Raw genomic sequence first — 25,657 nt, 5'->3', positions numbered from 1 at the left:
ACACAGCAGTCAACGTATACGACGCGGGCGGTGCTCGTCATCCGTGTTCGGCGCCACGGCGGAGAACAGTTCGTCCCGGGCGATTCAGCGGGTCGGCGGCGCGATCTTCCAGTGCGCGTTGAGCGCACCGGCGATCTCCGGCAACACGGTCACCGGTACCCGCTTGTGGCGCAACATCTCCCGGATCTGCTTGACCTGATCGCGTTTGCGCAGGTCGTACGCGCCGGAGACCGGCCGGACCACCGGCGGGATGGACAACAGCACCAGTTCGCCGTGCCGCTCGTCGCCGCCCGACAGATCGAGCGCCAGCGACCAGCGCGCCCGCTCGTCCAGCGTGAAGCGGCCCGCGACCACCCGGTCCCAATCGATGCTCGACTCCGCCCACGGCGTGCGGCGATAGATGGCGCCGTCGGTGAGCACGATCGCGTCGCGCCCGAAGAGCGCCACCAGGAGCCCGATACCCGCGACCGCGCCCGCGAGCAGGCCGGTGAACACGCGATTCAGTCCGAAACCGGTGACGATCGCCGCGCATACGAGGACGGTCACCGCGATGCCGAACATGCCGTAGAGCATCGCTCGCCGAGTCGGGACCACACCCGCGCGCACCATCGTCATACCGTCGCACCTCCTCGCAACTACGGGCTCACCGTACCCGCCGCCCCACCGGCCTTTCCCGCGGCCGACGTTGCGCCCTTGCCACACGGGTACCACACGGTTCACATAGCTGGTGCCTATGTGGACCGTGTGGAACTTCTGTGGCAGCACCCCGAAGGTGGTGGGGTGGGGGTGTCAGGCGCGTAGGGCGACTGCCGCTTCTGCGGTGTGGACCAGGAATTGCAGACTCTGCTGGAAGTACAGGCGCACCGACTCGGCGTCGTGCGAGAGGTAGCCGATGGACAGGTCCTGGCCGAGGCTCAGGTCGAAGTCGCCGCCGCGGGTGGTCAGCACGAACGCGCCGTCGATCGCCGGGGCCCAGATGATCTCGCCCTCGGGAATCAGGCGCTCGATGTGGGTGCGGATCATGTGCCCGTGGTCGGAGGTCTCGCTCACGGCGGTGTACAGGTCGGCGCTCAGCAGCACCGAGTACGGTCCGTCGACACCGGCCAGGCGCAGCGCGCTCAGCGCCTGGGCGACGGCCTCCGGGACCAGGCGCGGATCCTCGGGCAGCTGGATCGGCTCGTTCGACGAGCTCGCGCGGATACCGGTGATGCTCGCCCCGGCGTAGCCCTCGAAGATGGCGCGGTCCTCGGCGAAGGCGATGCGCCGCGCGGCCTCCTTGACCGGATCCAGATCGGTGTCCTTGGCGCCGCGCTCGACGTTGTCGAGTTCCTCGCGGGAGAGCGTGAACGGCACCCGGAGCTCCACCAGCGGCGCGACGACGCGCTGGCGCGCCTGCACGCCCTCGTCCGGCGCGGCGATCGGGGTGGTGCGGCCGAGGCCGACGGCGGAGTAGTCGGTGCCGTGCGGGCCGGACACGTCGACCACCCGGCGGCCCGCGATGTGCCGCTTGAAGGTGCGGGTCGCCTCTTCCTCGATCGCCGTCCATGCCTCGGAGGTGATCGGCGCGAGTTCGCGATGGAGGTTGTTCACGGGGTGCTCCTTTTCAACGTGCCGATACCGAGTGAGCCGTCGCCCGCCACGGCGGACATATCAACGTCGTTGCGCGGCAGAGATTCCGCGCTGGTCTCCGCGTCCGGTGGCGGCGGCAGCTCGTCGAAGAAGTCCAGCGGCGGCGCGAAGAACAGCGTGCCGGTGACCGCGACCGAGAAATCCAGAATCCGGTCGTAGGCCGCTTCTTCGGTGCCCTCGAACATCCGCGAGAGCATGGTCTCGGTGACGCTCGGGGTGGCCGCGTAGGCGATGTAGTAGGTGCCGAACTGGCCCTCGCGCACGCTGCCGAATGGCATGTTGGCGCGCACGATCTGGCGTTCGGTGCCGTCCGCGTCGACCACGGTGTTCACCGCGACGTGCGAATCGGCGGGCTTGTCCTCGTCGGAGAGCTCGAAATCGTCCAGCTTGGTGCGGCCGATGATCTTCTCCTGCTGCTCGACCGTCAGCGCGCGCCACTCGTCCAGCGGATGCAGATATTTCTGCACCACAACGTAACTGCCACCGGCGAATTCGAGATCCTCGTCGCCGACCAGCGCGGCGCCGATCGCGGCCGTGCCCTCGGGATTCTCGGTGCCGTCCACGAAACCGAGCAGATCGCGCTGCTCGAAATACCGGAAGCCGACGGTCTCGTCGACGATGGTCGCCGCGCCCGCGAGCCGGTCGCCGATCACCATGGCCAGCTCGAAGCAGGCGTCGTGCACCTCGGACCTGATGTGGAACAGCAGATCGCCCGGCGTCGACGGCGCCCGATGGTGTTCGCCGACGAACTCGCGCAGCGGATGCAGCTCGGCCGGACGCGGTCCGGCGAACAGGCGATCCCACGCGTCCGAGCCGATCGAGGTGACACAGCTCAACCCGGCGCCGGGCAGCCGGAAACCGACCGAACGGCGCAAACCGGGCATATCGGCGAGCAGCTCGCGCACCGTCGCTTCGCCACCCTCGTCGATGGTGGCGACGAGGAAGATCGCGGCCGGTGTGAGCGGTTCGAGGATCGGCTGCGGCTCACCCATGATCAACAGAGTAGTGGTGCCGTCCGACCGGGGCCGTCGAGACCCGGACCGGATGGCGCTCGCTCACTTCGCGACGGTCAGCAGGAACGCGACGTCGTCGACCGCTTTCACGCTGTGCCGCGCCTTCGGGACGACGAGCAGGTCGCCCGCCGAGCCCTTCCATTCGTTCGCGCCGCTGATCAGGGTGAGGGTGCCGGTGAGCACCAGCAGGGTGGCGTCGCCCGCGTTGTCGTGTTCGGCCAGGCTCTGGCCCGCCGTGAGGCCGACGACGGTCTGGCGCAGCGTATGGGCGTGGCCGCCGTAGATGGTCTGCGAGCTGCGCCCGCTGGTGGCAGTTGCGGCCAATTTCAATTGCTGTCGAGCGACCGCGGTCAGGGATTTCTTGTCCATGGACTGCCTTTCGCGTCACATCCGCCGGTGCAGGGCTGGTGTCACCGGCTCTGAGCGCTCGGGCGAACGATGGTCCGCACCGCCGCTTACCTGGAGTATGCCCGACCGGGGCCGCCCGCGTGCCGGGTTTGCCCGGCCTCCCCGGTAGGCGGCGTGTTGCGGCGGTCAGCCGGCGGTGCGGCGCAGGTACCTGCGGATGCGGTAGCGCAAGCCGGTGGTGGACGTGCGCCATTCCTCCGGCTCGTCGGCGTGCCATTCGGGACCGATGGCGGGAGCGTGCGCGTCGCCCTGGACGCTGATCTCCACCTCGGTCACCAGCAGTTCGGTCGCGAAATCCATGGCGGCGCGGTAGATTTCGCCGCCGCCCGCGATCCACACCGGATCCGGCGCGGAGAGCTCGAGCGCCTCGGCCAGCGAGCCCGCGCGTTCGACGCCCGGCGCGGACCAGTGCGGCTGCCTGGTCACCACGATGTTGCGTCGCCCGGCCAGCGGGCGGAACTTGGGCGGCAGCGAATCCCACGTGCGCCTGCCCATGATCACCGGGTGGCCCCAGGTCACGGTGCGGAAGTTGGCCATGTCCTCGGGCACGCGCCAGGGGATGGTGTTCTCGAAGCCGATCACGCCGTCGGGAGTCTGGGCCCAGATCAGGCCGATGGTGCGGGTGCGCACGGCCGTACTCACACCGCCACCGGCGCCTTGATGGCCGGATGATGTTGGTAGCCAACCACTTCGATGTCCTCGTAGGTGTAGTCGAACAGGCTCGCCGCGCGGCGCAGGCGAAGCTGGGGGAACGGATACGGCTCGCGGCGCAACTGCTCGGCGACCTGCTCGACGTGGTTGTCGTAGATGTGGCAGTCGCCGCCGGTCCAGATGAAGTCGCCGGGTTCGAGCCCGGTCTGCTGGGCCACCATGTGGGTGAGCAGCGCGTAGCTCGCGATGTTGAACGGCACGCCGAGGAACAGGTCCGCGCTGCGCTGGTACAGCTGGCAGGAGAGTTTCCCGTCGGCGACGTAGAACTGGAAGAACGCGTGGCAGGGGGCCAGCGCCATCTTGTCCAGCTCGGCGACGTTCCACGCGGAGACGATGATGCGGCGCGAATCCGGATCGGTGCGCAGGGTGTCGAGCACCTGGCCGATCTGGTCGATGTGCGCGCCGTCCGGGGTCGGCCAGGAGCGCCACTGCACGCCGTAGACGGGGCCGAGCTCGCCCTGCGGGTCGGCCCACTCGTCCCAGATCGTCACGCCGTGCTCGCGCAGCCAGCCGACGTTCGAATCGCCGCGCAGGAACCACAGCAGTTCGTACACGATCGACTTGAGGTGCACCTTCTTCGTGGTGATCAGCGGGAAGCCCGCCCCGAGGTCGTAGCGCAGCTGATGACCGAACACGCTGCGGGTGCCGGTGCCGGTGCGATCCGCCTTCGCGGTCCCGGTCTCCAACACCAGGCGGAGCAAGTCCTCGTACTGCGTATCCGTCGCCACGGTTGGCAAGCTTACTTGTCCGGGTCGGTGGGACCGAGCGGCTGTAGTGGTGCGCGGACGCGGTGCGGCTCGCGGCGTCGGGGCGGGGTGCTGGCAAGCTTTCGCGCATGCGCAAGCTCTTCGTGATCGGCATCGGTGCGGGCGACCCGGATCAGGTGACGGTGCAGGCGATCAAGGCCATGCGGCAGGTCGACACGTTCTTCGTGATCGCGAAGGGCGTCGAGAAACAGGAGCTGCTCGACGTGCGGACCGCGATCCTGGCCGAGCACGTCGAGCGGCCGTACCGGGTCGTGGAGATCACCGATCCGCCGCGCGATCGCGATCCGTCCGACTACCGCGGCGTCGTCGCGGACTGGCACGAGCGCAGGGCCACCCTGCTCGCGGAGGCTTTCGCGGCGGAGGAAGGCGTCGGCGGGATTCTGGTGTGGGGCGATCCCTCGCTCTACGACAGCACCCTGCGCATGGTGGAGCTGGTGCTGGACAGCGGGCGGACCACCTTCGACTACGAGGTGATCCCCGGCGTGACCAGTGCGCAGGCGCTGGCCGCGCGGCACCGCATGGTGCTGCACCGCATCGGCGAACCGGTGCACGTCACCACCGGCCGACGCCTGCGCGAGGAGGGGCTCGGATCCGGCTCGACGCTGGTCATGCTCGACGGTGAGTGCTCCTTCACCGAGCTGCCCGGCGACGACGTGCACATCTGGTGGGGCGCCTACCTCGGCATGCCGGACGAGACGCTCGTCGCGGGACCGCTGCGCGCGGTCCAGAACGAGATCCTGGAACGGCGGGCCGCGCTGCGCGCCGAGAAGGGCTGGATCATGGACATCTACCTGTTGCGTCGCGGCTGATCGTTCGGCCCGGACCTGTCGGTGCTCTTCAGTACCCTGGGACGCGTGCCCGAGCTGCCGGAAGTAGAGGCGTTGGCGCAGTTCCTGCGGGAACACGCGGTCGGCGCGGTGGTGGGGCGTGTCGACGTGGCCGCGTTGAGCGCGGTCAAGACGTTCGACCCGCCCGTGACGGCGCTGTCCGGACGGGACGTCACGGGCGCGGGCCGCTGGGGGAAGTTCCTCGGCATGGACTGCTCGGGACTCTGGCTGATCACCCATCTGTCCCGCGGCGGCTGGCTGCGCTGGATCGACGAGCCGAGCCCGACCCCGCCCAAACCGGGCGGCAAGAGCCCGTTGGCGCTGCGGGTGCACTTCTTCACGCCGGAGGGCGCGACGCCCGCCTTCGACTTGACCGAGGCGGGGACCAAGAAGCGGCTCGCGGTCTACATCGTCGAGGATCCGAAGATGGTGCCCGGCATCGCGCGGCTCGGGCCCGACGCGCTCGAGGTCACCGAGCCGCAGTTCGGCGAGATCCTGCACGGCACCTCGCAGCGGATCAAGACGGCCATCGTCGACCAGACGCTGCTGGCCGGTATCGGCAACGCCTACTCCGACGAGATCCTGCACACCGCCAAGGTCTCGCCGTTCGCGAACACCAAGACCCTCACCGCCGAGAAGACCGCGCAACTGTACGAGGCGATGCGCACCGTGCTCACCGACGCGGTCCAGCGCTCGGTCGGACAGGACGCGGCGCGGCTCAAGGGCGAGAAGCGCTCCGGAATGCGGGTACACGCGCGCACCGGGCAGCCGTGTCCGGTCTGCGGTGACACCGTTCGCGAGGTCTCCTACGCCGAGCGGTCCTTCCAGTACTGCCCCACCTGCCAGACCGGCGGCAAGGTGCTCGCCGACCGCAGGATGTCGCGGTTGCTGAAGTGAGCCGTCAGGTGAGGGTCGGGACTCGAATGCCTTGCCAGGCAAGGCGTTTCGCGCGATCCGGGTCGTGCTCGAGCCGGGTGGGGTTGTCGATGATCAGTGTGGTTCGGCTGTCTTCGGTGTAGGCGGGCCAGGACGGCAGCGGCGCGCCAGTGCGCGCGAAGGATATCCAGTTGTCCTGGAACTGCTTGGTCACCGCGAGCAGGCCGTGGCGTCCACCCGCCGCGGTGAAGGTGCGCCCGATCGGGCTGTCGGCCACGCCGAAGACTGGGATCAGTTCGGTCGCGTGGGTGGCGCCGATGCCTGCGAGTTGCAATGCGCGCGGGTTGAAGTCGTAGCGGTAGGCGTAGGTCGGCGCGTAGCGGCTGTGTCCCTCCATCACCGTGACCGACGGCCGCCAGAACACGTAGTCACCGCCCATCCGCACGGCGACACGCGGCTGTGGGTAACCCGGATAGGCTGCGGCGACGCGGGCCTCGACGCCCTCCCCGGCGCGGGTGAACAGCGCGTGCAGGCGGGTGGGGTTGGTGGGCAGGTGGTCGGCGAAGCGCGCGAACAGCGTGCCCTCCTCGCGATTGGTGCCGATGATCAGCGGCACCCGGTGGGCGGTGCCGTCGCTGATCGCGTCGACAGGGGACCGCGGCAGGTAATCCCCGTCCACTACCGGGCAGATCGCGAAAAGCCCTGGCCGCTCCCGCAGCACCGCGCCGCTGGTGCGGTCGACGGCCCTGCGGATGTCGTTGGCGGGCGCCTCGGTGAGGGCGCGGGCTACGTCGGCGGGATCGGCGCCGAGCGCTTCGACGCAGCGCTGGGCGAAGATCTGTGCGTCCTCGGCGTTCAAAGCCCAATCGGCGGGCGGACTTTGGGCGATGCCGCGGTGGAAGAGTCCACCCGCGGCGGGCGTGGCGAGCAGCGTGAGCACGGCGTGCGCGCCCGCGGATTCACCGAAGACGGTGACGTTGTCGGGGTCGCCGCCGAACTCGGCGATGTTGCGCTGCACCCATTCGAGCGCGGCGACCTGATCGCGCAGACCGAGATTGGCGTCGAAGGGGCGTTGCGGCGTGCCGAAGGCGCTGAAGTCGACGTAACCGAACGCGCCGAGCCGGTAGTTCAGCGAAACGACGACCGCGTCGCCGTGCAGCGCGAGCCGCGCTCCGGAATACAGCGTCAGCGCCGAGGTGCCGATCACGTAGCCGCCGCCGTGGATGAACACCAGCACCGGTCGCGGACCCGCGGACGGTGTGGCGGGCGCGACGACATTCAGCGTCAGGGAGTCCTCGCTGGTCGGCTGGTACGTCCTCGGCCCGATACGAGCACCCGCCCGATGCTGCATGGAGGCGTTGGTGAACTCGGTCGCCATGCGCACCCCGGACCAGGGCCGCACCGGTTGCGGAGCGCGAAATCGCAGGTCTTCCACCGGCGGCGCCGCGTACGGCACCGAGCGCCAGCGCAGCACGCGGCGGCCCCGGCGACCGCGGACTACACCGTCGGCGGTCTTCACGTCGATCGTCGCCACCATTGATCGATGGTAACTGGATCAGGTTCTCGTTCGAGCTGTCCTCGCTCGACTAGTTCCCACCAGCTGATTCTGGCTTCGTTGCCGCAGCTTTCCAGAACAAGAAGCAGCGTGCGGTTGGGCGAAAGCTAGGTGCGGCGGGCTTCCAGCAATCGCAGCCAGATCTCGCTGACCGTCGGATATGCGGGTACGGCGTGCCAGAGGGTGTCGACGGGGACTTTGCCGACGACGGCGATGGTGGCGGCGTGCAGCAGTTCGCCGATCTCGGGTCCGACGAAGGTCGCGCCGAGCAGGGTGTCGGAGGCGGTGTCGATGACGATCTTGGCTCGGCCGGAATAGTTTTCGCGGGCCAGCGTCGAGCCGGCGACCGCGATATCGATCTCCACGGTGTCCACGTCGTAGCCCGCGCGCCGGGCCGCCGCTTCGGTCAGGCCGACCGAGGCGACCTCGGGATCGGTGAACACCACCTGCGGGATCTGCTCGTGGTCGGCGGTCGCGGCGTACCGCGCCCCGGCGAGCGGGCGGTCCTCGGCGCGCGCGGCGATCACGTCACCGCAGACTCTGGCCTGGTACTTGCCCATATGTGTCAGTGCCGCACGGTGATTCACGTCGCCCACCGCGTACAGCCACTGGCCTGGCACGTCGCGCGCCGAGAGGTGGTCGTCCACCTCGACGTAGCCGTCCGCCAATCCGACGGACCCGAGCCCGAGTTCCGCGGTCGCGGGTCCGCGCCCGGCCGCGACCACGATTTCGTCGGCCTCGATCGTTTCGGTGTGCGCGCCGCGCGTCCACACGGTGACCGGGCCGCCGTGGATCCGGCCCTCGCCGGTGTCCTTCGGCTCCGAGCGTGTGACGCGCTCAGGTTCGGTCTCGAACAGCACCCGGACACCGGAAGCGGCGAATGCGTCGGCGACCCGCTCGCCCGCGAACGGCTCGGTATTGGTGAGCAGCGCCTTGCCCCGCACCAGCACGGTGACCTCGCTGCCGAGCGCGGCGAGCCAGGTCGCCGCCTCGCAAGCCACCACGCCGCCGCCGACCAGCACCACGCGCTGCGGGATCTCGTGCAGATTGGTCGCGTCGCGCGAGGTCCAGGGCAGGGCATCGCGCAGGCCCGGCACGTCGGGGATGCGGGCTCGGGTTCCGGTCGCCAGCACCACCGCGTGCCTGGCACGCAGCGTGCGGCCGTCGACCTCGACCAACCTTTCTCCGGCGAGCCGCCCCGCGCCGCGGATCACGTCGATGCGGCTGCTTTCCGCCCACTCGACCTGGCCGGAGTCGTCGTGGTCGTGCACGATCCGGTCGCGGTGGGCGAGCACTGCCTTGGCGTCCAAGCCGTGGGCATCGATGCCGGGCAAGGCGCGGGCGGCGGCGAGCAGATGCCCGGGGCGCAGCAGCGCTTTGCTCGGCATACAGGCCCAATAGGAACACTCGCCGCCGAGCAGTTCGCGCTCCACGATGGCGGCGGTGCGGTCGCTACCCGCGATGGCGTAGGCGGCGGCGTTCTCTCCCGCGGGCCCACCGCCGATCACGATGACGTCGTACTCGGCGGACGGCTCGGAACTCACTGCAGATAGCCCTCGACCTGGCGCGGCGAGCTGACCTGCGCCTCGTCGGGCGAGGCGCCCGCGTCGATCCTGGCCCTGCGCTGCCGCAGCAGGTCCCAGCACTGGTCGAGCATCACCTCCAGCTCGGCCAGCCGCTGCCGTTCGGTCACCGGGTCCACCTCGCCGGAGGTCGCCTTGGAGCGCAGCTTGTGCTCGTCGTCGACCAGTTGCTTGATGCGTTCCAGGATGTCCTGTTCGGTCATGAGTCACCACTTCGATACTCGGAGGTATACGGCAGGACGTGCAGCGACCGGTTGCGGTCATGGACCATGCTACGACCGGGTCCGGCGTGCGCGGGTGCGGTCGGAGACGGGCTGGATCGCGAAGCGGGCGGGTGATCCGGTCGTCAGGGGCGGATCTAGGCCCTGTCGGCGGGCCCGATCGACTTGCCCCTGGCCAGTGTTTCGGCGAGACAGTCGGCGACGATCGGCACGGCCGCGTGGAGGTCGCGCGAACTCGGCGCCGCGTAGCCGATGGCGATGCCGAAGGTGCTCGGCGGCGCCGATCGCGTGTCGTGCTGGGAGAAGAGGTGATGCCGGGCCAGGCCGTCGATGACGACACCGCGCGCCCGGGCCGTGGCGACCGCGCGTCGCTCGGCCTCCGCCGTCGGCAGCGGCACGACGACGTGCGAACCCGCGTCGTCGCCGAGCACGGTCGCACTCCTGCGGCGCAGCTCGGTGACGACGAGCTCCCGGCGCGGCGGGAGTGCGCGTCGGAGCCTGCGCAGGTGCCTGGCGAGATCGCCGTGCGCGGCGAGTTCGACGAGCACGCGTTGGCCCGCCGGGCTCGGCGAGGTGCCGGTGCGATCGCGATGCGCGAGTACCGCCGCGGCGATCCAGGGCGCCGCGACCAGCCAGCCGACGCCGAGGACCGGGGAGAGGATCTTGCTCGTGGTGCCGAGGTGCACGACGACGTCGGGCGCCATCGCGGCGAGCAGCGGCAGCGGTGCGGTGTCGTAACGCAATTCACCGTCGTAGTCGTCCTCGATGACGAATAGGCCCGTGCGTCTGGCGAACTCGACGAGCTGAACCCGACGAGCTGCGGGCATTCGCGCGCCGAGCGGAAACTGGTGCGCCGGTGTGCAATACACCGCTTCGATATCGGGCGGCAGTTCGTCCACCCGCAGACCCTCGGCATCCACCGGCACCGGAAGCACTCGGATTCCCGCGGCGAGAAAGGCGCCCGCCGCGCGCTGATAGCCGGGGTCCTCCATGGCGACGGCGTCCCCGGGACGCAGCAGCGCGGCGGCGAGTTCGCCCACGGCGGAACTGGTTCCGGCGGTGGCCAATACGACGGTGTCGCTGCCCGCGCTCAATCCGCGATGGCGGAGCAGGTGTTCGGCCACGGCCGCGCGGTATTCCGGTTCGCCCGCGCGGTCTTTGCGCACCACCGGCGGCTGGTCGGAGGCGGCGCGCCAGGCGCGACGCCATGCCGTTCGGTCGATGGCCTCGACGCACGGCGCGCCGGGGCCGAGGTCGTAGCCGGGGCCTTCGTCCGCGGCGTCGAGGGTGACGCGGTGATGGGTGGGCGCGGCGGCCGGGGCGGTGGTCAGGTAGGTGCCCGAACCCCGTTTGCCCGCGATCCAGCCTTCGGCGTGCAGCTGGTCGTAGGCCGCGGCGATCACCGTCCGGCTCACGCCGAGTCGTTGCGCCAATGCCCGAGAGGACGGCAGCCGGTCCGAGGTCCGCAGCAGACCGGAGGTCGCCGCGGCGCGCAGACCGTCGGCGACCTGCACCGACAGCGGTTCGGGCGCGTCGCGGTCGAGCGTGAGCGGGAGTTCGTCGAGCATCCGGAAACCTCGGATTGGACTGTGAGAATCAGACTGAATTGGCTATTTCAGAATGCCACTTCCCACGCGACGCTGTCTTCATGACCAATTCGATCAGCGCCCGCCCGCCCCTGTCCCCGACCCCGCGCAGCACGCTGACCCGGTCGAAGGAACGCGGCCGCAGCGACCGTGCCGAACTCGACGCCGTGCTCGACGCCGGTCTGATCTGCCACCTCGGCGTCCTCCTCGGCGGCAGTCCCGTGGTGTTGCCGACCGCGTACGGCCGCGACGGCGACACCCTCTACCTGCACGGGTCGACCGGTTCTGGCAACATGCGCGCCGCCATGACCTCCGACATCTCCGTCGCGGTCACCCACGTCGACGGCATCGTCTACGCCCGCTCCGCCATGCACTTCTCGATGAACTACCGCTCGGCGGTGGTGCACGGGCGGGCGGTCGAACTGACCGATCCCGATGCGCGCACGCACGCCCTGCGGGTCATCGTCGAGCACGCCGCGCCGGGCGCGTGGAGCCGGGTGCGTCCGCCGAACAAGAAGGAGCTCGCCGCGACCATGGTGCTGGCCCTCGACCTGACCGAGGCCTCGGTCAAAGTCCGCGCGGGCGGGCCGGTCGACGACCCCGAGGATGTGGACAGCCCCACGTGGGCGGGTGTGCTGCCCCTGCGTCAGGTGTGGGGCGCACCGATCGATTCCCCCGATCTCGCGGCCGGGATCCAGGTGGCGCCCGACGTGCTCGAGCGGAGCGCATCGGGGGTTTCATACGTGCGGTGAGGGATTGGGGGTGCCGTGCGAAAGCGGAGGCCGGGCGATTCGCTTGCGATGCCGGGCGGCTTCAATGTTGCCGGTCGATCCGTTCCGGGTGCGTCGAGTGAATCACCAGGGTGAGCCGTCGAGGCCGAGGCGGGTTGCGGCTTCGACGGTGAGTTCGCATAGGGCCGTGCCGGATTGGATGGCTGGGTCGAGGCCGACCAGGGAGAGGACGTAGTCGTCTCCGGTGCGGCACAGGTAGCCGGACAAGCGGGTGCGGGGGAAGCGGGCGGGGGTGAGGTGCGGGTGGATGGCGCGGGCGGCGACGCCGGTGCAGGGGTGCGCGCCGATCGTGCGCAGTGAATCGGGCAGCGTTCCGATATTGGAGCACAAGATGTCTCGTTCACCCGCGCCTTTGGACAGGGCGTAGGCCCAGCGGTCGGGGATCACTTGGAGCAGTTCCTCGGGCATGCCGCCGGGGCTGGTCATCCGGCGCTCGTAGGCGGCGCGGGCCTTCGCGCGCAGCGTCGCGGGGGTGTCGGAGCGGTCGACGATGATCTCGGTCATCGACAGGTCGTTGTCGACCCGCGGTTCATCGCGGGTGTCGACGGGAAGGCTCGCTCCTATGGTCGGGTCGGAAAAGCCGATGTCCCACAGCAGGTTCACGACCAGCTGGATGAACAGGCTGTTCGCCGTGCCGCGGTGTGCCTTCGCCACACTGTCCCAATCGGCGGCGCGGAACTGCACCACCGCACTGTGCACGCGCAGTTCGCTCCCGCCCGTACGCACCGATGCGCTGGATACGGGACGTTTCGGAATGCCTTGGCGCAGTGCTCGAATCGTGCCGCCCGCCACGATCGACCACTGCCGGAGCGCGTCCGCCCAATCGGACTCGCGAGCAGCTGCCGAACGGGCCGTGCTCGATTCCGCAGCACGAGCCGCCGCGTCACCTGACCGCCGCGAACTGGGTTCCGCCGCAGCGCGATCGGCAAGCCGATCCGTGTCCGGGAGAGATGTCGCGTGGCGGACGGACTCGGCCTCCGGTCGATCAGCACGCGCCGACTCGGTCCGAGCCTGAGCTGCCCCGGCGGTAGCGCCAACCTCGCGCAGCGCGACATCCACCGCGTACACCAGCCCCCGCGCATCCGCGAGCGCATGCGAACACGTCAGCACGACAACCGACCCCCCGTCCGCGAGCCAGGCCGCGGCGAGACGCCAACCCGGCCCGAACTCCGGATCGAGCTCCGCCCCGAGGTCGTCCGCCCACGGCAACAACGCGGAGGTCGGAAGCGGATCATCGATGAACAACAGAGGGTGGGCCCGGGTGTTCACCCGCCACCCGCGACGCGCACCGGGAACACGAGGACGAACCACCCTGCGCCCCAACGGCCCGGAGCGCAGTGCGTCGTGAATCCGTTGCAAGAGCGCGGGTTCGACGCGATCCGAGGTCCGCCACAGCCCCTGGAGGGCGATGGGGGTGCCGAGCCCGCGGTGGGTGCGCAGGAAGATCTCGTCGACGACGCCGAGGCGGTCCATTCTCAGCCGGAGGCTCCGTGCCGTCCCGCGCCCGCGGCGAACCGCTGGGCTCCCGCGAGCGCACCGTCGGCCAGCGCGGCGAGTCCGTGCCGGAATTCGTTGCGGATGGCCGCGTCCTCGTCCATGCCGTCCTGCTCGAGCAGCGACATCCGGTCCGAGCGCAAACACGTCTGCGGCAGTACGGCGAGCTCGGCCGCGAGTTCCTCGGCGGCGTTGCGCGCCTCGCCGGTCGGCACGACGCGGTTGATCAGGCCTATCTGGAGCGCTTCCGGTGCGCTGACGGCGCGGCCGGTCAGCACCAGGTCCATGGCGCGACCGGTGCCGATGATCCGCGGCAGCCGGACCGTGCCGCCGTCGATGAGCGGCACGCCCCAGCGGCGACAGAAGACGCCGAAGGTGCTGTCCTGCTCGGCGACTCGCAGATCGCACCACAGCGCAAGCTCGAGCCCGCCCGCCACGGCGTAGCCGGAGATCGCGGCGATCACCGGCTTGGACAGGGTCATCCTGGTCGGGCCCATCGGCCCGTCGCCGTCCTCGTCCGCGCGGTTCGACCGTTCGGTGCCGAGCGCCTTCAGGTCGGCGCCCGCGCAGAAGGTGCCGCCCTCGCCCCAGAACACCGCGACCGCGGCGGTGGGGTCCGCGTCGAACTCGCGGAAGGCGTCGGCCAGCGCGTGGGCGGTCGGACCGTCCACCGCGTTGCGTGCCTGCGGCCGGTGCAGGATCACCGTCGTCACGGGCCCTTTTTTCTCGACGCGAACGCTCACCGACGCCCCCTCCGGATTGCCGCCCCGCCGCGTCGCGGGCCGGTGCTGTGTGGATGGATCACGCCTCGACCATACGACGGCGGGGCCCTTGTGTGAAGAAGTGAATCCATGATTCACTTCTTTCGTGGCGTACCGCAGGACCCCCGCCGTCCAGGCCCGCCTGGACGCCCAAGAGCAGCTGATCGTGCAGGCCGCGACCAAGGTCCTCTCCGAGGCCGGGTTCGCGGGCCTGTCGATGGCGGCGGTCGCGAACCGCGCGGGCGTGGCCACCGGAACCGTGTACAAGCACTTCGACGGCAAGGCGAACCTGGTGACCGCGGTCTTCCGCACCGTTGTCGCCAGAGAGGTCGCCGCCGTCACCGAGGCCGCCCGAACCGGCGCCGCGGTGGAGCGGGTGACCGCGGCCGTGGAGACCTTCGCCGGGCGCGCCATGAAGAACCCCAAGCTCGCCTACGTGCTGCTCGTCGAGCCGGTCGACACCGTGGTCGACGCCGAGCGCCTGCGCTTCCGCCGCGCCTTCGCCGAGGCCTTCGAATCCGCGGTGGCCGACGGCGTCGCGGCCGGTGAACTGCCCGCGCAGGACCCGCGCACCAGCGCCGCCGCCCTCGTCGGCGCCATCGGCGAGGTGCTCGTCGGCCCGCTCGCCGCCGCGCCGCACGCCGAATCCGTTGTTCCCCAACTCGTCACCTTCGCCATCCGCGCCCTCGGCGTGCCGGTGAGCGCCGAGAGATCAGGAGTGTCCGATGCAGACTCATGAGGTCTTCAACCAGGTCCCGAACATCGTGCCCTTCGACGCCGCGCGCAACCCGGCGCTGCTGGAGGGCCTGCGCCGCGAGGGCGCGGGCTGGGCCGAGGACGAGGTGCGCGAACTCGGCAGGCTCGCGGGCGATTTCGCGGCGCAGGAGTGGGGCAGGCTGGCGAACGAGTACCCGCCGGTGCTGCACACCCACGACCGCTATGGCAATCGCGTCGACGAGGTCGAATTCCACCCGCACTGGCACGATCTGATGCGGGTGGCGGTCGAGCACGGTCTGCACGGCTCGCCGTGGACCGACGACCGGCCGGGCGCGCACACCGCCCGTGCCGCCAAGTTCTACACCTGGGGCGTCGCCGACGCGGGACACATGTGTCCCATCTCGATGACCTACGCGATCGTGCCCGCGCTCCGGAACAACCCCGAGCTCGCCGCGAAGTACGAACCGCTGCTCGCCTCCCGCACTTACGATTTCGGCCTCCGTGAACCGTCGACCAAGGCCGGGCTGATCGCGGGCATGTCGATGACGGAGAAGCAGGGCGGCTCCGACGTGCGGGCCAACACCACGACGGCGACGCCGCAGCCGGACGGCAGCTACCGCATCGTCGGGCACAAGTGGTTCACCTCCGCGCCGATGTCGGACATGTTCCTGACACTGGCCCAGGCGCCCGCTGGTCTGTCTTGCTTCCTGCTGCCCCGGGTGCTGCCGGACGGCACGCGCAATCCCATTCGCATCCAACGGCTCAAGGACAAGCTGGGCAACAAGTCCAACGCCTCCTCGGAGATCGAATACGAGAACGCCACCGGCTGGCTGGTCGGCGCGGAAGGCGCGGGCGTGAAGACCATCATCGAGATGGTGAACATGACCCGCCTGGACTGCGTGATCGGTTCCGCGACCAACATGCGGGCCGGCGTCGTCTACGCCGTGCACCACGCCAGGCACCGAGAAGCATTCGGCGCCAAGCTGATCGACCAGCCCGCCATGCGCAATGTGCTCGCCGACCTGGTGATCGAGTCCGACGCCGCGACCACCGTCATGATGCGCCTCGCCGGAGCCACGGACCGGTCGAGTTCCGATCCCGCCGAGTCCGCGCTGCGCCGCATCGCCCTCGCGGTCACCAAGTACTGGGTGTGCAAGCGCGCGCCGTCGCATTCCGCGGAGGCGCTGGAGTGCTTGGGCGGCAACGGATATGCCGAGGAGTCGGGAATGCCGCGGCTCTATCGCGAGGCGCCGCTGATGTCGATCTGGGAGGGCTCGGGCAATGTGGCCGCGCTGGACGCGTTGCGCGCCATGGGCCGTCAGCCGGAGACCGTCGAGGCCTACTTCAACGAGATCTCGCTGGCCAAGGGCGCGAACCCGCGGCTGGACGACGCCATCGCCAAGGTCGGCAAGGAACTGGCCGATCTCAGCGACATCGAATACCGAGCCCGCCGCGTCGTGGAACTGATGGCGCTGGTCCTACAGGGCGCGCAGCTGGTCCGCCACGGTCACCCCGCGGTCGCGGACGCCTTCTGCGCCACCCGGCTCGGCGACGACTGGGGCATCGCCTTCGGCACCCTGCCGACCGGCGTGGACACCGGCGCGATCATCGAACGGGCCTTCGTCGCATGACGGGTACTCGGTAGTGATCGAGATTCCGTTGTATCGGCTGGTGCGGCGGGTGCTGGATCGAGTGGCCGAACATCCCGAGCGGCGGTACCTGCTCGGCATCGCCGGACCGCCCGGCGCGGGCAAATCGACGCTGTCGGTGCTGCTCCGCGACACCTTCGTCACCGAAGTGGGCGGCCCGGCGGCCGAGATCGCGCCGATGGACGGCTACCACCTGTCCAACGCGCGGCTCCGCGCGGCGGGACACCTGGCGCGCAAGGGCGAACCCGACACATTCGACGTCGCGGGCTTCGTCGAGAACCTGCGCCGCCTGCGCGGCACCCCGAACGGGACGCCGGTGCCGTGGCCGACGTTCGATCGAGCCTCGGACGAGCCGACGCCCGCGGGTGTGGTCTTCGTGAACCAGTGGGTCGCCATCACCGAGGGCAACTACCTGCTGTTGGACGGCGACTGGTCCGCGGTGCGCAAGGAACTCGATGAGTGCTGGTACCTCGACGCCGACCGCGCCGTGCTGGAGCAGCGCCTGTTGAAACGGCATCTGCTCGGCGGGAGGTCGGCGGAGGCGGCCAGGATCAAGGTGATGGACAGCGATCTACGCAATGCCGACCTCGTGAGCGCGACCCGCGACCGCGCCGACCTCGTGCTGCGTGAGCGAGACGGGCGCTACTTCGTCGTCGGGTGATCGCGCTCGTTACGGCCGGATGCATCCGGCCATCTACCTCGGCGCGATGGGTGGTGCGTCGATTGCTGCCGTGCGACTCGACCGAACCAACCCGGCGCGTCCGTGCGGCAATGTCGGCGAATCGCCCGGCGTGGGTCAGTCCCCGACCACCCGAGCGCGCCGATCATTGACCCATGACGAACACGCGGCGGGTTTCGGGGAGCAGGCACGTGCTGCGCAACGTCGCCGCGCTGGTGTGCGCGCTCCTGTTCTTCTACGGCGTCCCGATGGAGTGGAACTTCGCGGACAGTTGGCCGGGCAGGGTGGCCGGACTGACGGCCTTCCTCGCCGGAGTCGGGGGTCTCATTTGGCTGACGGCCCGCCGAATCAACCGCTACCTGCGCGAACCACAGGCGACCGGCGGCCGCGTCGACGGCATGCTGTTGATGCTGTGCGTGGTCGCCATGTTCTTCGCGCTGTACTACTACCGTCTCGCGGTGCATTACCCCGGCCAGTTCGAGGGCCTCGAAACCCGCACCGACGCGCTCTACTACACCATCGTCACGCTGGGTACGGTCGGATACGGCGACATCCACGCGACCGGCCAGGCGGCGCGGATCGCGACGATGGTGCAGATCGTCTTCGACCTCGTCGTGATCGGCAGCCTGCTGGCCATCGTCAGCACGGGAATCACCCACCGGCTGGAGGTGGCCGCGCGCCGAGCCCAAGTCGCCGAACCGGAGCACGGCGCCGACGACACACGTAATCCCCGGCCGGAGGACCCGACCGGGGATCATTGAGCGCCCTCAGCGGTTGGCGCGGTACCAGCGGATGAGCGCGTCGGTGGACGAATCGTCCTGCGGCGCGGGCTCTTCGGCTGCGGTGAGCAGCGGGGCGAGGGCCAAGGCTTGCTGCTTGCCGAGTTCGACGCCCCACTGGTCGAAGCTGTCGATGCCCCAGATGCTGCCCTCGACGAAGACCTGGTGCTCGTAGAGCGCGATGAGCTGGCCGACCACCGAAGGCGTGAGCTGCGGCGCCAGAATGCTCGTGCTCGGACGGTTGCCCGGCATCACCTTGTGCGGCACCACCTTCGGGTCCGCGCCCTCGGCGGCGATCTCCTCGGCGGTCTTGCCGAACGCGAGCACCTTGGTCTGCGCGAACAGGTTGCTCATCAGGATGTCGTGCATGCTGCCGGTGCCGTCGCGGGTCGCCAGATCGTCGGTGGGACGGGCGAATCCGATGAAGTCGGCGGGGATGAGGCGGGTGCCCTGGTGCAGCAGCTGATAGAAGGCGTGCTGGCCGTTGGTGCCCGGCTCGCCCCAGAAGATCTCGCCGGTGGAGGTGGTGACCGGGGTGCCGTCGGCGCGTACCGATTTGCCGTTCGACTCCATGGTGAGCTGCTGCAAATAGGCCGGGAAACGGGCCAGATCGTTCGAATAAGGCAGCACCGCGCGGGATTCCGCGCCGAAGAAATTCGAGTACCAGACGCCGATCAGGCCGAGCAGCACCGGCGCGTTCGCCTCCAGCGGCGCGTTCGCGAAATGCACGTCGACGGCGTGCATTCCGGCCAGGAATTCCGCGAATCGCTCCTTGCCGATGGTGGCCATCACCGAAAGGCCGATCGCCGAATCCACGGAATAGCGGCCGCCGACCCAATCCCAGAAACCGAACATGTTGGCGGTGTCGATGCCGAATTCGGCCACCCGCTCGGCATTGGTGGAGACCGCGACGAAATGCTTGGCGACCGCGTCCTCACCGAGCGCGGCCACCAGCCAGCGGCGCGCGGCGGTGGCGTTGGTCAGGGTCTCGAGCGTCGAAAAGGTCTTGGAAGCAACGATGAAAAGAGTGGTTGCCGGATCGAGGCCGACGAGTTCGGCGACCAGGTCGGCGGGATCGACGTTGGAGACGAAGCGGGCGCCGATCCCCGCGTCGGCGTAGTGGCGCAGCGCCTGGTGCACCATCACCGGACCGAGGTCCGAGCCGCCGATGCCGATGTTCACCACGGTGCTGATCCGCTCGCCGGTGGCGCCGCGCCACTCGCCCGAGCGCAGCGCGTCGGTGAATTCGCCCATCCGCCGCAGCACTTCGTGCACCTCGGCGCCCGCGTCGGCGCCGTCGATGGTCATCGACTCACCCGCGGGCAGCCGCAGGGCGACGTGGCCGACCGCGCGGTCCTCGGAGGTGTTGATGTGCGCGCCCGCGAACATGGCGTCGCGCCGCTCGGCCACCCCCGCCTCGTGTGCCAATTCGACGAGTAGCTGCAAGGTTTCCCGGGTGACCCGGTGCTTGCTGTAGTCGATGTGCAGGTCGCCCACCTGGACGGTCAGCTCACGACCGCGCTCCGGGTCGTCCGCGAAGATCTCTCGTAGGTGTCGCTCGGACACGGCGCCGTAGTGATCGTGCAGTTTCCGCCATGCCGCCGATGCGGTGATGTCGCTGCTCACGTCCGCCGAGCGTACTCACCGCGCGGCGCCGACGCACGGCTGAGGCGGGCAATCCGGGGTCGCGTCGGTGCCGGGCGTGGTAGCGGTGCGCGGCCTACGCTGGCGACATGGTGTCCGAACGCGAACTACTCCAATCCGTACCGACGCAGCTGTGGATCGGCGGGCCCGTCGACGCCGAGGGCGGCGCCACCTTTCCGGTGCACAATCCCGCGAACGGGGAGGTGCTGATCCAAGTCGCCGACGCGAGCCCGGGCGACGCGATGCGCGCGCTCGACGCCGCGGTCGCCGTGCAGGCCGAATGGGCGGCGACCTCGGCAAGGGAGCGCGGCGAGATCCTGCGCGCGGTGTTCGAGCAGATCACCGCGCGAGCCGAGGAAGTCGCGCTGCTGATGACCCTGGAGATGGGTAAGGCGCTGCCGGAGAGCCGCAACGAGGTGCGCTACGGCGCCGAGTTCTTCCGGTGGTTCAGTGAGGAGGCGGTGCGGGTGCACGGGCGCTACCTGCACGCGCCCTCGGGCACCGGCCGGATCATGGTGCACAAGCAGCCGGTCGGCCCCTGTCTCGCCATCACGCCGTGGAACTTCCCGCTGGCCATGGGCACCCGCAAGATCGGTCCCGCGCTGGCCGCGGGCTGCACCATGATCGTCAAGCCCGCCTCGGAGACGCCGCTGACGATGCTGCTGCTCGCGAAGCTGTGCCACGAGGCCGGACTGCCCGACGGAGTGCTCTCGGTCATCACGACCAGCCGTTCCAGCGCCGTGACCGGCCCCTTGCTGGAGGATCCGCGCCTGCGCAAGCTCACCTTCACGGGGTCCACCGAGGTCGGCAAGAAGCTGGTGGAACAGTCCGCGCACGGACTGCTGCGCACCTCGATGGAACTCGGCGGCAACGCGCCGTTCGTGGTGTTCGACGACGCCGACATCGATGCGGCGGTGCAGGGCGCGATGCTGGCGAAGCTGCGCAACGGCGGCGAGGCGTGCACCGCGGCCAACCGGTTCCACGTGCAGAACGGTGTGCTCGAGGAGTTCACCGCCAAATTCGCCGAGGCGATGACGAACTCGGTCACCATGGGGCCGGGCACCGATCCCGAGACGACCCTCGGACCGCTGATCAACGAGGACCAGCTCACCACCGTCGGCGAGCTCGTCGACGACGCGGTCGCGGCGGGCGCGCGGGTTCGCCTCGGCGGCAAGGCTCCCGGCGGACCCGGCTGGTTCTACCCGGCCACCATTCTCAGCGACGTGCCGCCGCAGGCCAGGATTCTGCGCGAAGAGGTGTTCGGTCCGGTCGCGCCGATCGTCGGCTTCGAGACCGAGGAAGAGGGCATCGCCGCCGCCAACGACACCGAATTCGGCTTGGTCGCCTACGTCTACACCAGGACGCTGGATCGCGCGCTGCGGGTGGCAGAGGGCTTGGAGTCGGGCATGGTCGGCGTCAACCGGGGTGTCATCTCGGATCCGGCCGCGCCGTTCGGCGGCGTGAAGGCCTCCGGTTTCGGCCGCGAGGGCGGTACCGAGGGCATCGAGGAGTACCTGTCGACGAAGTACATCGCGCTGACCTGATAACCACGGCCTGAAACGCAAGGACCGCCCCGAGGTTTCGACACCCGGGGCGGTCTGTGGCAGCGGTGACTTCGCGGCCGGAAAGCGAGGGATCAGTGGCCGAGGCGGCCGCGCCCCAGACGTAGCAGCAGCATGGCGAGGGTGTGCCCCTCCTGGCCGAGTTCGCTGAAGCGCTCGAGCACCTTCATCTCGCGACTGTGCACCAGTCGCGGGCCACCGGAGGCCATCCGAGTCCGTCCGATCAGCCGGGAGATCTCACTGCGTCGCTTGATGGCGGCGAGGATCTCGGCATCGAGCTGGTCGATCTCCTTGCGGAGCTTGTCGATCTCCGCCTCTGACTGCGGCAGCGCCGCGTCGGACCCGGTGGTCGTGGCAGAAGTGCTCATCATTCATCTCCTCGTGTCAGAACGTGGATCGGCTACTGCGCGCGGCGCGTTACCGTCCGGTTCTTTCACCGTGAAACAGACCTGAGGGGCTTCATTAGTCCCCCCAGACGCGTGTGGTCGGCTACAAGGCTCCGCGAGACCGATATCCGGCGGGTAACCGAATCGGGTGCATCGCGGCAAGGCTGACCATGGGGGCCAGTCTGCCACGCGGCCGAACCGATGCAAAACGTCTGATTTTGTGAATCTGCTGAGAACGAGTCGCACAGATTTGCAGGGTCGCGCGCCGCGATGTGTTCACTGAATGTTAGCCGGTGATCGCCGCGGAGCCGGGAGCGCACCCGGGGGCTTCGCCTGTGTCGGGGGCCGCCGGTAGCGTGGATGGGCAATGGATATCACGGTGGCTCCTCAGACGCAGGCCGGTCGGAACCGGCATCAGGACGTGAACCCCGCTCCGCAGCCGCAGGCCCACGCGGGCCGGGCGGCGGGGCTCTCCGGCGCGCCCGGTGCGGGGGAGTCGCCGCGGTCATCGGCGGAGCTACCCGCCTCGGCGGAGCAGGCGCCGCTCACTTCGGCGGAGCAGGCGCCGGTCTCTCTGGCCGAACAAGCGCCGGTCTCTCTCACCGAACAGGCACCTGCCTCCTTGGCCGAACAAGCACCGGCCTCCTTGGCCGAACAAGCACAGCGGCGCGCCGACGAGCAGGCCGAGCGACGCGCCGAGCGGGATCGGCAACGCGCCGAGGAAGCCGAGCGACTGCTCGACGGGCTCAATCCACAGCAGCGGGCCGCCGTGGTGCACACCGGTTCGCCGCTGCTCATCGTCGCGGGCGCGGGCTCGGGCAAGACGGCCGTGCTGACCCGCCGCATCGCCTATCTACTCGCCGCCCGCGGCGTGACGCCGGGCCAGATCCTGGCGATCACCTTCACCAACAAGGCTGCCGCGGAGATGCGGGAGCGGGTGATCGGCCTGGTCGGGCCGCGCGCCAACAACATGTGGGTTTCCACATTCCACTCCAGTTGTGTGCGGATCCTGCGTATGCAGGCGGCGCTGCTGCCCGGCTTGAATTCCAATTTCTCGATCTACGACGCCGATGATTCCCGGCGATTGCTGACGATGATCAGCCGCGACTTCGACATCGATACGAAAAAATACTCCGCGCGCCTCCTGGCGACCGCCATCTCGAATCTGAAGAACGAGTTGATCGGGCCGGAGCAGGCCACCGCGGACGCCGAATCCGACGACACCGAACTGCCCGGTTTGGTGGCCCGCGTCTACACCGAATACCAGCGGCGGCTGCGCGCGGCCAACGCGCTCGACTTCGACGACCTGATCGGCGAGACGGTCGCACTGTTGCAGAACCACCCGCAGGTCGCGGAGTACTACCGCCGCCGCTTCCGGCACGTGCTCGTCGACGAGTACCAGGACACCAACCACGCGCAATACGTGCTGGTGCGCGAACTGGTCGGCCACCACACGGGCGAGGGGGAGCCGAACGAGGACGCCGCGCCGCCGAGCGAACTGTGCGTCGTCGGCGACGCCGATCAGTCCATCTACGCCTTCCGCGGCGCGACCATTCGCAACATCGAGGAATTCGAGCGCGATTTCCCGGACGCGGAAACCATTCTGCTGGAGCAGAACTACCGCTCCACCCAGCACATTCTGTCGGCGGCGAACGCGGTCATCTCGCGCAACGAGAACAGGCGCGACAAGCGACTGTGGACCGATTCCGGCGAGGGCGACCTGATCGTCGGCTACGTGGCCGACAACGAGCACGACGAAGCCTCGTTCGTCGCACGGGAAATCGACCGGCTGGTCGACCAGGGCGACGCCAACTACAGCGATGTCGCGGTGTTCTACCGCACCAACAACAACTCCCGTGCGCTGGAAGAGATCTTCATCCGGATGGGTCTGCCGTACAAGGTGGTCGGCGGCGTCCGCTTCTACGAGCGCAAGGAAGTCCGCGACATCGTCGCCTACCTGCGCGTGCTGGAAAACCCCAACGACGCGGTGAGCTTGCGCCGCATCCTGAACACCCCGCGCCGCGGCATCGGCGACCGCGCCGAGGCGTGCGTCGCGGTGCACGCCGAACAGCGCGACATCGGTTTCGCCGCGGCGCTGCGCGATGCCGCCGACGGCAAGGTCGCGCTGCTCAACACCCGTGCGCAGCGGGCGATCGCCGGGTTCCTCGATCTGCTCGAGGAGATCAGGGCGGCCGGTGTCCAGGCCGACGCGGACTTCCCGGACGTGGGCAATGTGGTGGAGGCGGTGCTCGATCGCACCGGGTACCGCGCCGAACTCGAGGCCTCCGACGACCCGCAGGACGGCGCCCGGCTGGACAACCTGAACGAGTTGGTCAGCGTGGCGCGCGAGTTCAGCTCCGAGGCGTACAACAACGCGGTCGCGGCTCGCGAGGAGGGCATCGTGCCCGATCTCGGCGAGGGCGAACCGGATCCGGGCTCGCTCGCGGCGTTCTTGGAGCGCGTCTCGCTGGTCGCCGACACCGACCAGATCCCGGACGAAGGGTCCGGCGTCGTCACGATGATGACGCTGCACACGGCCAAGGGCCTGGAGTTCCCGGTGGTCTTCGTGACCGGCTGGGAGGACGGGCAGTTCCCGCACATGCGCGCGTTGGGCGATCCCACCGAACTGGCCGAGGAGCGCCGCCTCGCGTACGTGGGCATCACCCGAGCCCGGCAACGGCTCTACCTGACCCGCGCGGTGGTCCGCTCCGGCTGGGGACAGCCGGTGTCCAACCCGGAGTCGCGCTTCCTCCAGGAGATCCCGGGCCACCTGATGGACTGGCGTCGACTGGAACCGGCCGGTTCCGCCGCCAGCCGCGGCATCCGGCGGCGCGGCGACGACGACGGACTGGAACGCGACTGGACCCGAGGCGACGGCTGGTCCGAGCGACCGGGCGTGCGCCCCGACCGCGGCCCGCGTCGCCCGGCACCGGGCGGAGCCACCCGCAACAACACCAATCTGGTGCTGGCCGTCGGGGACCGGGTCAGCGACGACAAGTACGGCCTGGGCCGTGTGATCGCCGCGGAAGGTTTCGGCCCGCTGGCGACGGTGACGATCGACTTCGGTACGGCGGGCAAGATCCGGTTGATTCCGCAGTACAGCCGGACGTTGGTGAAGCTCTGAGCGGTGCGCCGTCCGGTCGGTCGGTCCGCTGAGGCGGCAAGGTTGGCGATGGGCGCTGGGTTGGCTGGCGGCCGAGAGTGACGGGGAGGTCCGTTGACGCTGCGGGAGGCCGCAGCGGTAGTCGGTAGGCGCTGGGTCGGCTGGCGGCCGAAATGAGCGGAGAGGTCCGTTCGATCTGTCGGAGGCCGTGGCGGTAGGCGCGCTGCGTACGAAGGTCGTCGAGCGCCGTGCTCCTGGGCCGTGGCCTGGGCCTGGCTGAGGCGGGGCCGCCTCCGTGGTGGACGCTGTCGGCCGGTGGTGACGCGTAATGGGGAAGTGACGGGGAGGTACCTTTGGCCCCTGCCGGAGGCCGCTAGAAGCCGGTAGCGTCCGGCACATGGAGACCCTCGCGCAACATCTGGTGTGGTTCTTGCCCATGCTGTGGCTCGGCATGGTGCTGGCCATCTCGTTCCTCGAAGCGCCGCTGAAGTTCCGTGCGCCGGGCGTGACCCTGGCGTTGGGGTTGGGTATCGGGCGGATCGTGTTCCGCGCGTTGAATATCGCGGAGGCGGTGTTCGCGGGGCTGCTGGTGCTGAGTGCGGTGGTGGTCGGGCCCGGTGTGGGGACGTGGGTGTGGTTGGGGATCGCGGTCGGGGTTCTGGCTGTGCAGATTCTCGTGGTTCGGCCGCCGCTGACTCGCAGGTCCGATCGGGTGCTCGCGGGAGAAGAGTTACCGCGGTCGCATGCGCATTACTGGTATGTCGGGTTGGAGGTTGTGAAGGTGGTCGCGTTGGTGGGGTTGGCGGTCGTCGCTGCGCCGTAGGGGCGATGCCCGGGGTCGCCCGGTCCAAATGGCCTATGCGGGTTTTCCTCTGAACGGTGCTGGGCGCGTCGGGTGCCGTACCCGGCTTACCTC

24 protein-coding genes are annotated in these 25,657 nt (G+C 69.5%); 10 read left to right on the top strand and 14 right to left on the bottom strand.

Translation table 11 applies throughout. The features are described from left to right. Positions 1-84 precede the first annotated feature (84 nt). From AB0H49_RS27470 to AB0H49_RS27445, 6 genes are all read right to left on the bottom strand, one after another. Entirely contained in the window at positions 85-615 is a 531-nt protein-coding gene (locus AB0H49_RS27470; RefSeq protein WP_357255582.1) for a hypothetical protein, read from the bottom strand. Positions 616-789: 174 nt separating this feature from the next. After that, complete coding sequence (locus AB0H49_RS27465; protein ID WP_355002151.1) at positions 790-1,590, bottom strand: family 1 encapsulin nanocompartment shell protein; 801 nt, start codon at positions 1,588-1,590, stop codon at positions 790-792. Then, complete coding sequence (locus AB0H49_RS27460) at positions 1,587-2,621, bottom strand: Dyp-type peroxidase (RefSeq protein ID WP_355002150.1); 1,035 nt, start codon at positions 2,619-2,621, stop codon at positions 1,587-1,589. The genes AB0H49_RS27465 and AB0H49_RS27460 overlap by 4 nt, the downstream gene beginning before the upstream one ends. A 63-nt stretch (positions 2,622-2,684) precedes the next feature. Continuing rightward, on the bottom strand, positions 2,685-3,011 hold the full coding sequence (locus AB0H49_RS27455; RefSeq protein ID WP_067784180.1) for a LuxR family transcriptional regulator: 327 nt from the start codon (positions 3,009-3,011) through the stop codon (positions 2,685-2,687). A gap of 165 nt (positions 3,012-3,176) precedes the next feature. Next, positions 3,177-3,692 carry a dihydrofolate reductase gene (locus AB0H49_RS27450; protein WP_355002149.1) on the bottom strand — a complete coding sequence of 172 codons (516 nt, stop codon included), beginning with the start codon at positions 3,690-3,692 and terminating at the stop codon, positions 3,177-3,179. Continuing rightward, complete coding sequence (locus tag AB0H49_RS27445; RefSeq protein WP_355002148.1) at positions 3,689-4,489, bottom strand: thymidylate synthase; 801 nt, start codon at positions 4,487-4,489, stop codon at positions 3,689-3,691. Before AB0H49_RS27445 ends, AB0H49_RS27450 begins: the two co-directional genes overlap by 4 nt. Positions 4,490-4,596: 107 nt before the next feature. Here AB0H49_RS27445 and cobF point away from each other — a divergent pair, with 107 nt between their 5' ends. Together cobF and AB0H49_RS27435 are read left to right on the top strand one after the other, a co-directional pair. Further along, a complete protein-coding gene (gene cobF / locus AB0H49_RS27440) occupies positions 4,597-5,337 on the top strand; it encodes a precorrin-6A synthase (deacetylating) (protein ID WP_357255578.1) in 741 nt (246 codons plus the stop codon). Positions 5,338-5,382: 45 nt separating this feature from the next. Next, complete coding sequence (locus tag AB0H49_RS27435) at positions 5,383-6,252, top strand: DNA-formamidopyrimidine glycosylase family protein (protein ID WP_357255576.1); 870 nt, start codon at positions 5,383-5,385, stop codon at positions 6,250-6,252. 4 nt (positions 6,253-6,256) lie between these two features. Here AB0H49_RS27435 and AB0H49_RS27430 read toward each other — a convergent pair whose 3' ends face one another. The 4 genes from AB0H49_RS27430 to AB0H49_RS27415 all read right to left on the bottom strand — a co-directional run bounded on the left by AB0H49_RS27430 (position 6,257) and on the right by AB0H49_RS27415 (position 11,158). After that, positions 6,257-7,768 (bottom strand): carboxylesterase/lipase family protein, encoded by a 1,512-nt coding sequence (locus tag AB0H49_RS27430; protein ID WP_357255574.1) that lies wholly within the window; start codon positions 7,766-7,768, stop codon positions 6,257-6,259. 125 nt (positions 7,769-7,893) lie between these two features. Beyond that, positions 7,894-9,330: an NAD(P)/FAD-dependent oxidoreductase gene (locus AB0H49_RS27425; RefSeq protein ID WP_357255572.1), complete on the bottom strand. Its 1,437-nt coding sequence runs from the start codon at positions 9,328-9,330 to the stop codon at positions 7,894-7,896. Further along, positions 9,327-9,572: a DUF2630 family protein gene (locus AB0H49_RS27420; RefSeq protein ID WP_355002143.1), complete on the bottom strand. Its 246-nt coding sequence runs from the start codon at positions 9,570-9,572 to the stop codon at positions 9,327-9,329. Before AB0H49_RS27420 ends, AB0H49_RS27425 begins: the two co-directional genes overlap by 4 nt. Positions 9,573-9,727: 155 nt before the next feature. Continuing rightward, entirely contained in the window at positions 9,728-11,158 is a 1,431-nt protein-coding gene (locus AB0H49_RS27415) for a PLP-dependent aminotransferase family protein (protein ID WP_357255570.1), read from the bottom strand. An 80-nt stretch (positions 11,159-11,238) separates the two neighbouring features. On the opposite strand from AB0H49_RS27415, the gene AB0H49_RS27410 reads away from it, so the two are divergent. Beyond that, entirely contained in the window at positions 11,239-11,928 is a 690-nt protein-coding gene (locus AB0H49_RS27410) for a pyridoxamine 5'-phosphate oxidase family protein (RefSeq protein WP_357255568.1), read from the top strand. Between the two features lie 102 nt (positions 11,929-12,030). Here the strand turns inward: AB0H49_RS27410 and AB0H49_RS27405 are convergent, their stop codons facing one another. Beyond that, positions 12,031-13,440 (bottom strand): hypothetical protein, encoded by a 1,410-nt coding sequence (locus AB0H49_RS27405; RefSeq protein WP_357255567.1) that lies wholly within the window; start codon positions 13,438-13,440, stop codon positions 12,031-12,033. 2 nt (positions 13,441-13,442) lie between these two features. Continuing rightward, on the bottom strand, positions 13,443-14,204 hold the full coding sequence (locus AB0H49_RS27400) for a crotonase/enoyl-CoA hydratase family protein (protein ID WP_355002139.1): 762 nt from the start codon (positions 14,202-14,204) through the stop codon (positions 13,443-13,445). Between the two features lie 124 nt (positions 14,205-14,328). On the opposite strand from AB0H49_RS27400, the gene AB0H49_RS27395 reads away from it, so the two are divergent. The 4 genes from AB0H49_RS27395 (at position 14,329) to AB0H49_RS27380 (ending at position 18,028) form a co-directional block, all read left to right on the top strand. Then, entirely contained in the window at positions 14,329-14,961 is a 633-nt protein-coding gene (locus AB0H49_RS27395) for a TetR/AcrR family transcriptional regulator (RefSeq protein ID WP_355002138.1), read from the top strand. Next, positions 14,948-16,570 carry an acyl-CoA dehydrogenase family protein gene (locus tag AB0H49_RS27390; RefSeq protein WP_357255564.1) on the top strand — a complete coding sequence of 541 codons (1,623 nt, stop codon included), beginning with the start codon at positions 14,948-14,950 and terminating at the stop codon, positions 16,568-16,570. Before AB0H49_RS27395 ends, AB0H49_RS27390 begins: the two co-directional genes overlap by 14 nt. A gap of 13 nt (positions 16,571-16,583) precedes the next feature. Next, positions 16,584-17,249 carry a nucleoside/nucleotide kinase family protein gene (locus tag AB0H49_RS27385; protein ID WP_357255562.1) on the top strand — a complete coding sequence of 222 codons (666 nt, stop codon included), beginning with the start codon at positions 16,584-16,586 and terminating at the stop codon, positions 17,247-17,249. A 173-nt stretch (positions 17,250-17,422) separates the two neighbouring features. After that, positions 17,423-18,028, top strand: coding sequence for a potassium channel family protein (locus tag AB0H49_RS27380; protein WP_357255560.1), 606 nt, complete (start codon positions 17,423-17,425; stop codon positions 18,026-18,028). Between the two features lie 6 nt (positions 18,029-18,034). Here AB0H49_RS27380 and pgi read toward each other — a convergent pair whose 3' ends face one another. Further along, a complete protein-coding gene (pgi, locus tag AB0H49_RS27375; RefSeq protein WP_357255558.1) occupies positions 18,035-19,672 on the bottom strand; it encodes a glucose-6-phosphate isomerase in 1,638 nt (545 codons plus the stop codon). A 107-nt stretch (positions 19,673-19,779) separates the two neighbouring features. On the opposite strand from pgi, the gene AB0H49_RS27370 reads away from it, so the two are divergent. After that, positions 19,780-21,234, top strand: coding sequence for an NAD-dependent succinate-semialdehyde dehydrogenase (locus AB0H49_RS27370; RefSeq protein WP_357255556.1), 1,455 nt, complete (start codon positions 19,780-19,782; stop codon positions 21,232-21,234). Positions 21,235-21,326: 92 nt separating this feature from the next. On the opposite strand, the gene AB0H49_RS27365 is transcribed toward AB0H49_RS27370, so the two are convergent. Next, positions 21,327-21,620 (bottom strand): chorismate mutase, encoded by a 294-nt coding sequence (locus tag AB0H49_RS27365; protein WP_084482917.1) that lies wholly within the window; start codon positions 21,618-21,620, stop codon positions 21,327-21,329. A 385-nt stretch (positions 21,621-22,005) separates the two neighbouring features. On the opposite strand from AB0H49_RS27365, the gene pcrA reads away from it, so the two are divergent. Beyond that, complete coding sequence (pcrA, locus tag AB0H49_RS27360; RefSeq protein ID WP_357255554.1) at positions 22,006-24,762, top strand: DNA helicase PcrA; 2,757 nt, start codon at positions 22,006-22,008, stop codon at positions 24,760-24,762. A gap of 376 nt (positions 24,763-25,138) precedes the next feature. Then, positions 25,139-25,564 (top strand): hypothetical protein, encoded by a 426-nt coding sequence (locus AB0H49_RS27355; RefSeq protein WP_357255552.1) that lies wholly within the window; start codon positions 25,139-25,141, stop codon positions 25,562-25,564. The last annotated feature ends 93 nt before the right edge of the window (positions 25,565-25,657 follow it).

The sequence above is a fragment of the Nocardia sp. NPDC050713 genome (assembly GCF_040654315.1).
Classification (GTDB): domain Bacteria; phylum Actinomycetota; class Actinomycetes; order Mycobacteriales; family Mycobacteriaceae; genus Nocardia.
This window is presented reverse-complemented; position numbering and strand designations above follow the sequence as displayed.

Coding starts and splice junctions, on each gene's coding strand:
- AB0H49_RS27470 (WP_357255582.1), bottom strand. CDS start 615: ATGACGATGGTGCGCGCGGGTGTGGTCCCGACTCGGCGAGCGATGCTC.
- AB0H49_RS27460 (WP_355002150.1), bottom strand. CDS start 2,621: ATGGGTGAGCCGCAGCCGATCCTCGAACCGCTCACACCGGCCGCGATC.
- AB0H49_RS27455 (WP_067784180.1), bottom strand. CDS start 3,011: ATGGACAAGAAATCCCTGACCGCGGTCGCTCGACAGCAATTGAAATTG.
- cobF (WP_357255578.1), top strand. CDS start 4,597: ATGCGCAAGCTCTTCGTGATCGGCATCGGTGCGGGCGACCCGGATCAG.
- AB0H49_RS27430 (WP_357255574.1), bottom strand. CDS start 7,768: ATGGTGGCGACGATCGACGTGAAGACCGCCGACGGTGTAGTCCGCGGT.
- AB0H49_RS27420 (WP_355002143.1), bottom strand. CDS start 9,572: ATGACCGAACAGGACATCCTGGAACGCATCAAGCAACTGGTCGACGAC.
- AB0H49_RS27415 (WP_357255570.1), bottom strand. CDS start 11,158: ATGCTCGACGAACTCCCGCTCACGCTCGACCGCGACGCGCCCGAACCG.
- AB0H49_RS27410 (WP_357255568.1), top strand. CDS start 11,239: ATGACCAATTCGATCAGCGCCCGCCCGCCCCTGTCCCCGACCCCGCGC.
- AB0H49_RS27405 (WP_357255567.1), bottom strand. CDS start 13,440: ATGGACCGCCTCGGCGTCGTCGACGAGATCTTCCTGCGCACCCACCGC.
- AB0H49_RS27390 (WP_357255564.1), top strand. CDS start 14,948: ATGCAGACTCATGAGGTCTTCAACCAGGTCCCGAACATCGTGCCCTTC.
- AB0H49_RS27380 (WP_357255560.1), top strand. CDS start 17,423: ATGACGAACACGCGGCGGGTTTCGGGGAGCAGGCACGTGCTGCGCAAC.
- AB0H49_RS27370 (WP_357255556.1), top strand. CDS start 19,780: ATGGTGTCCGAACGCGAACTACTCCAATCCGTACCGACGCAGCTGTGG.
- AB0H49_RS27365 (WP_084482917.1), bottom strand. CDS start 21,620: ATGAGCACTTCTGCCACGACCACCGGGTCCGACGCGGCGCTGCCGCAG.
- pcrA (WP_357255554.1), top strand. CDS start 22,006: ATGGATATCACGGTGGCTCCTCAGACGCAGGCCGGTCGGAACCGGCAT.
- AB0H49_RS27355 (WP_357255552.1), top strand. CDS start 25,139: ATGGAGACCCTCGCGCAACATCTGGTGTGGTTCTTGCCCATGCTGTGG.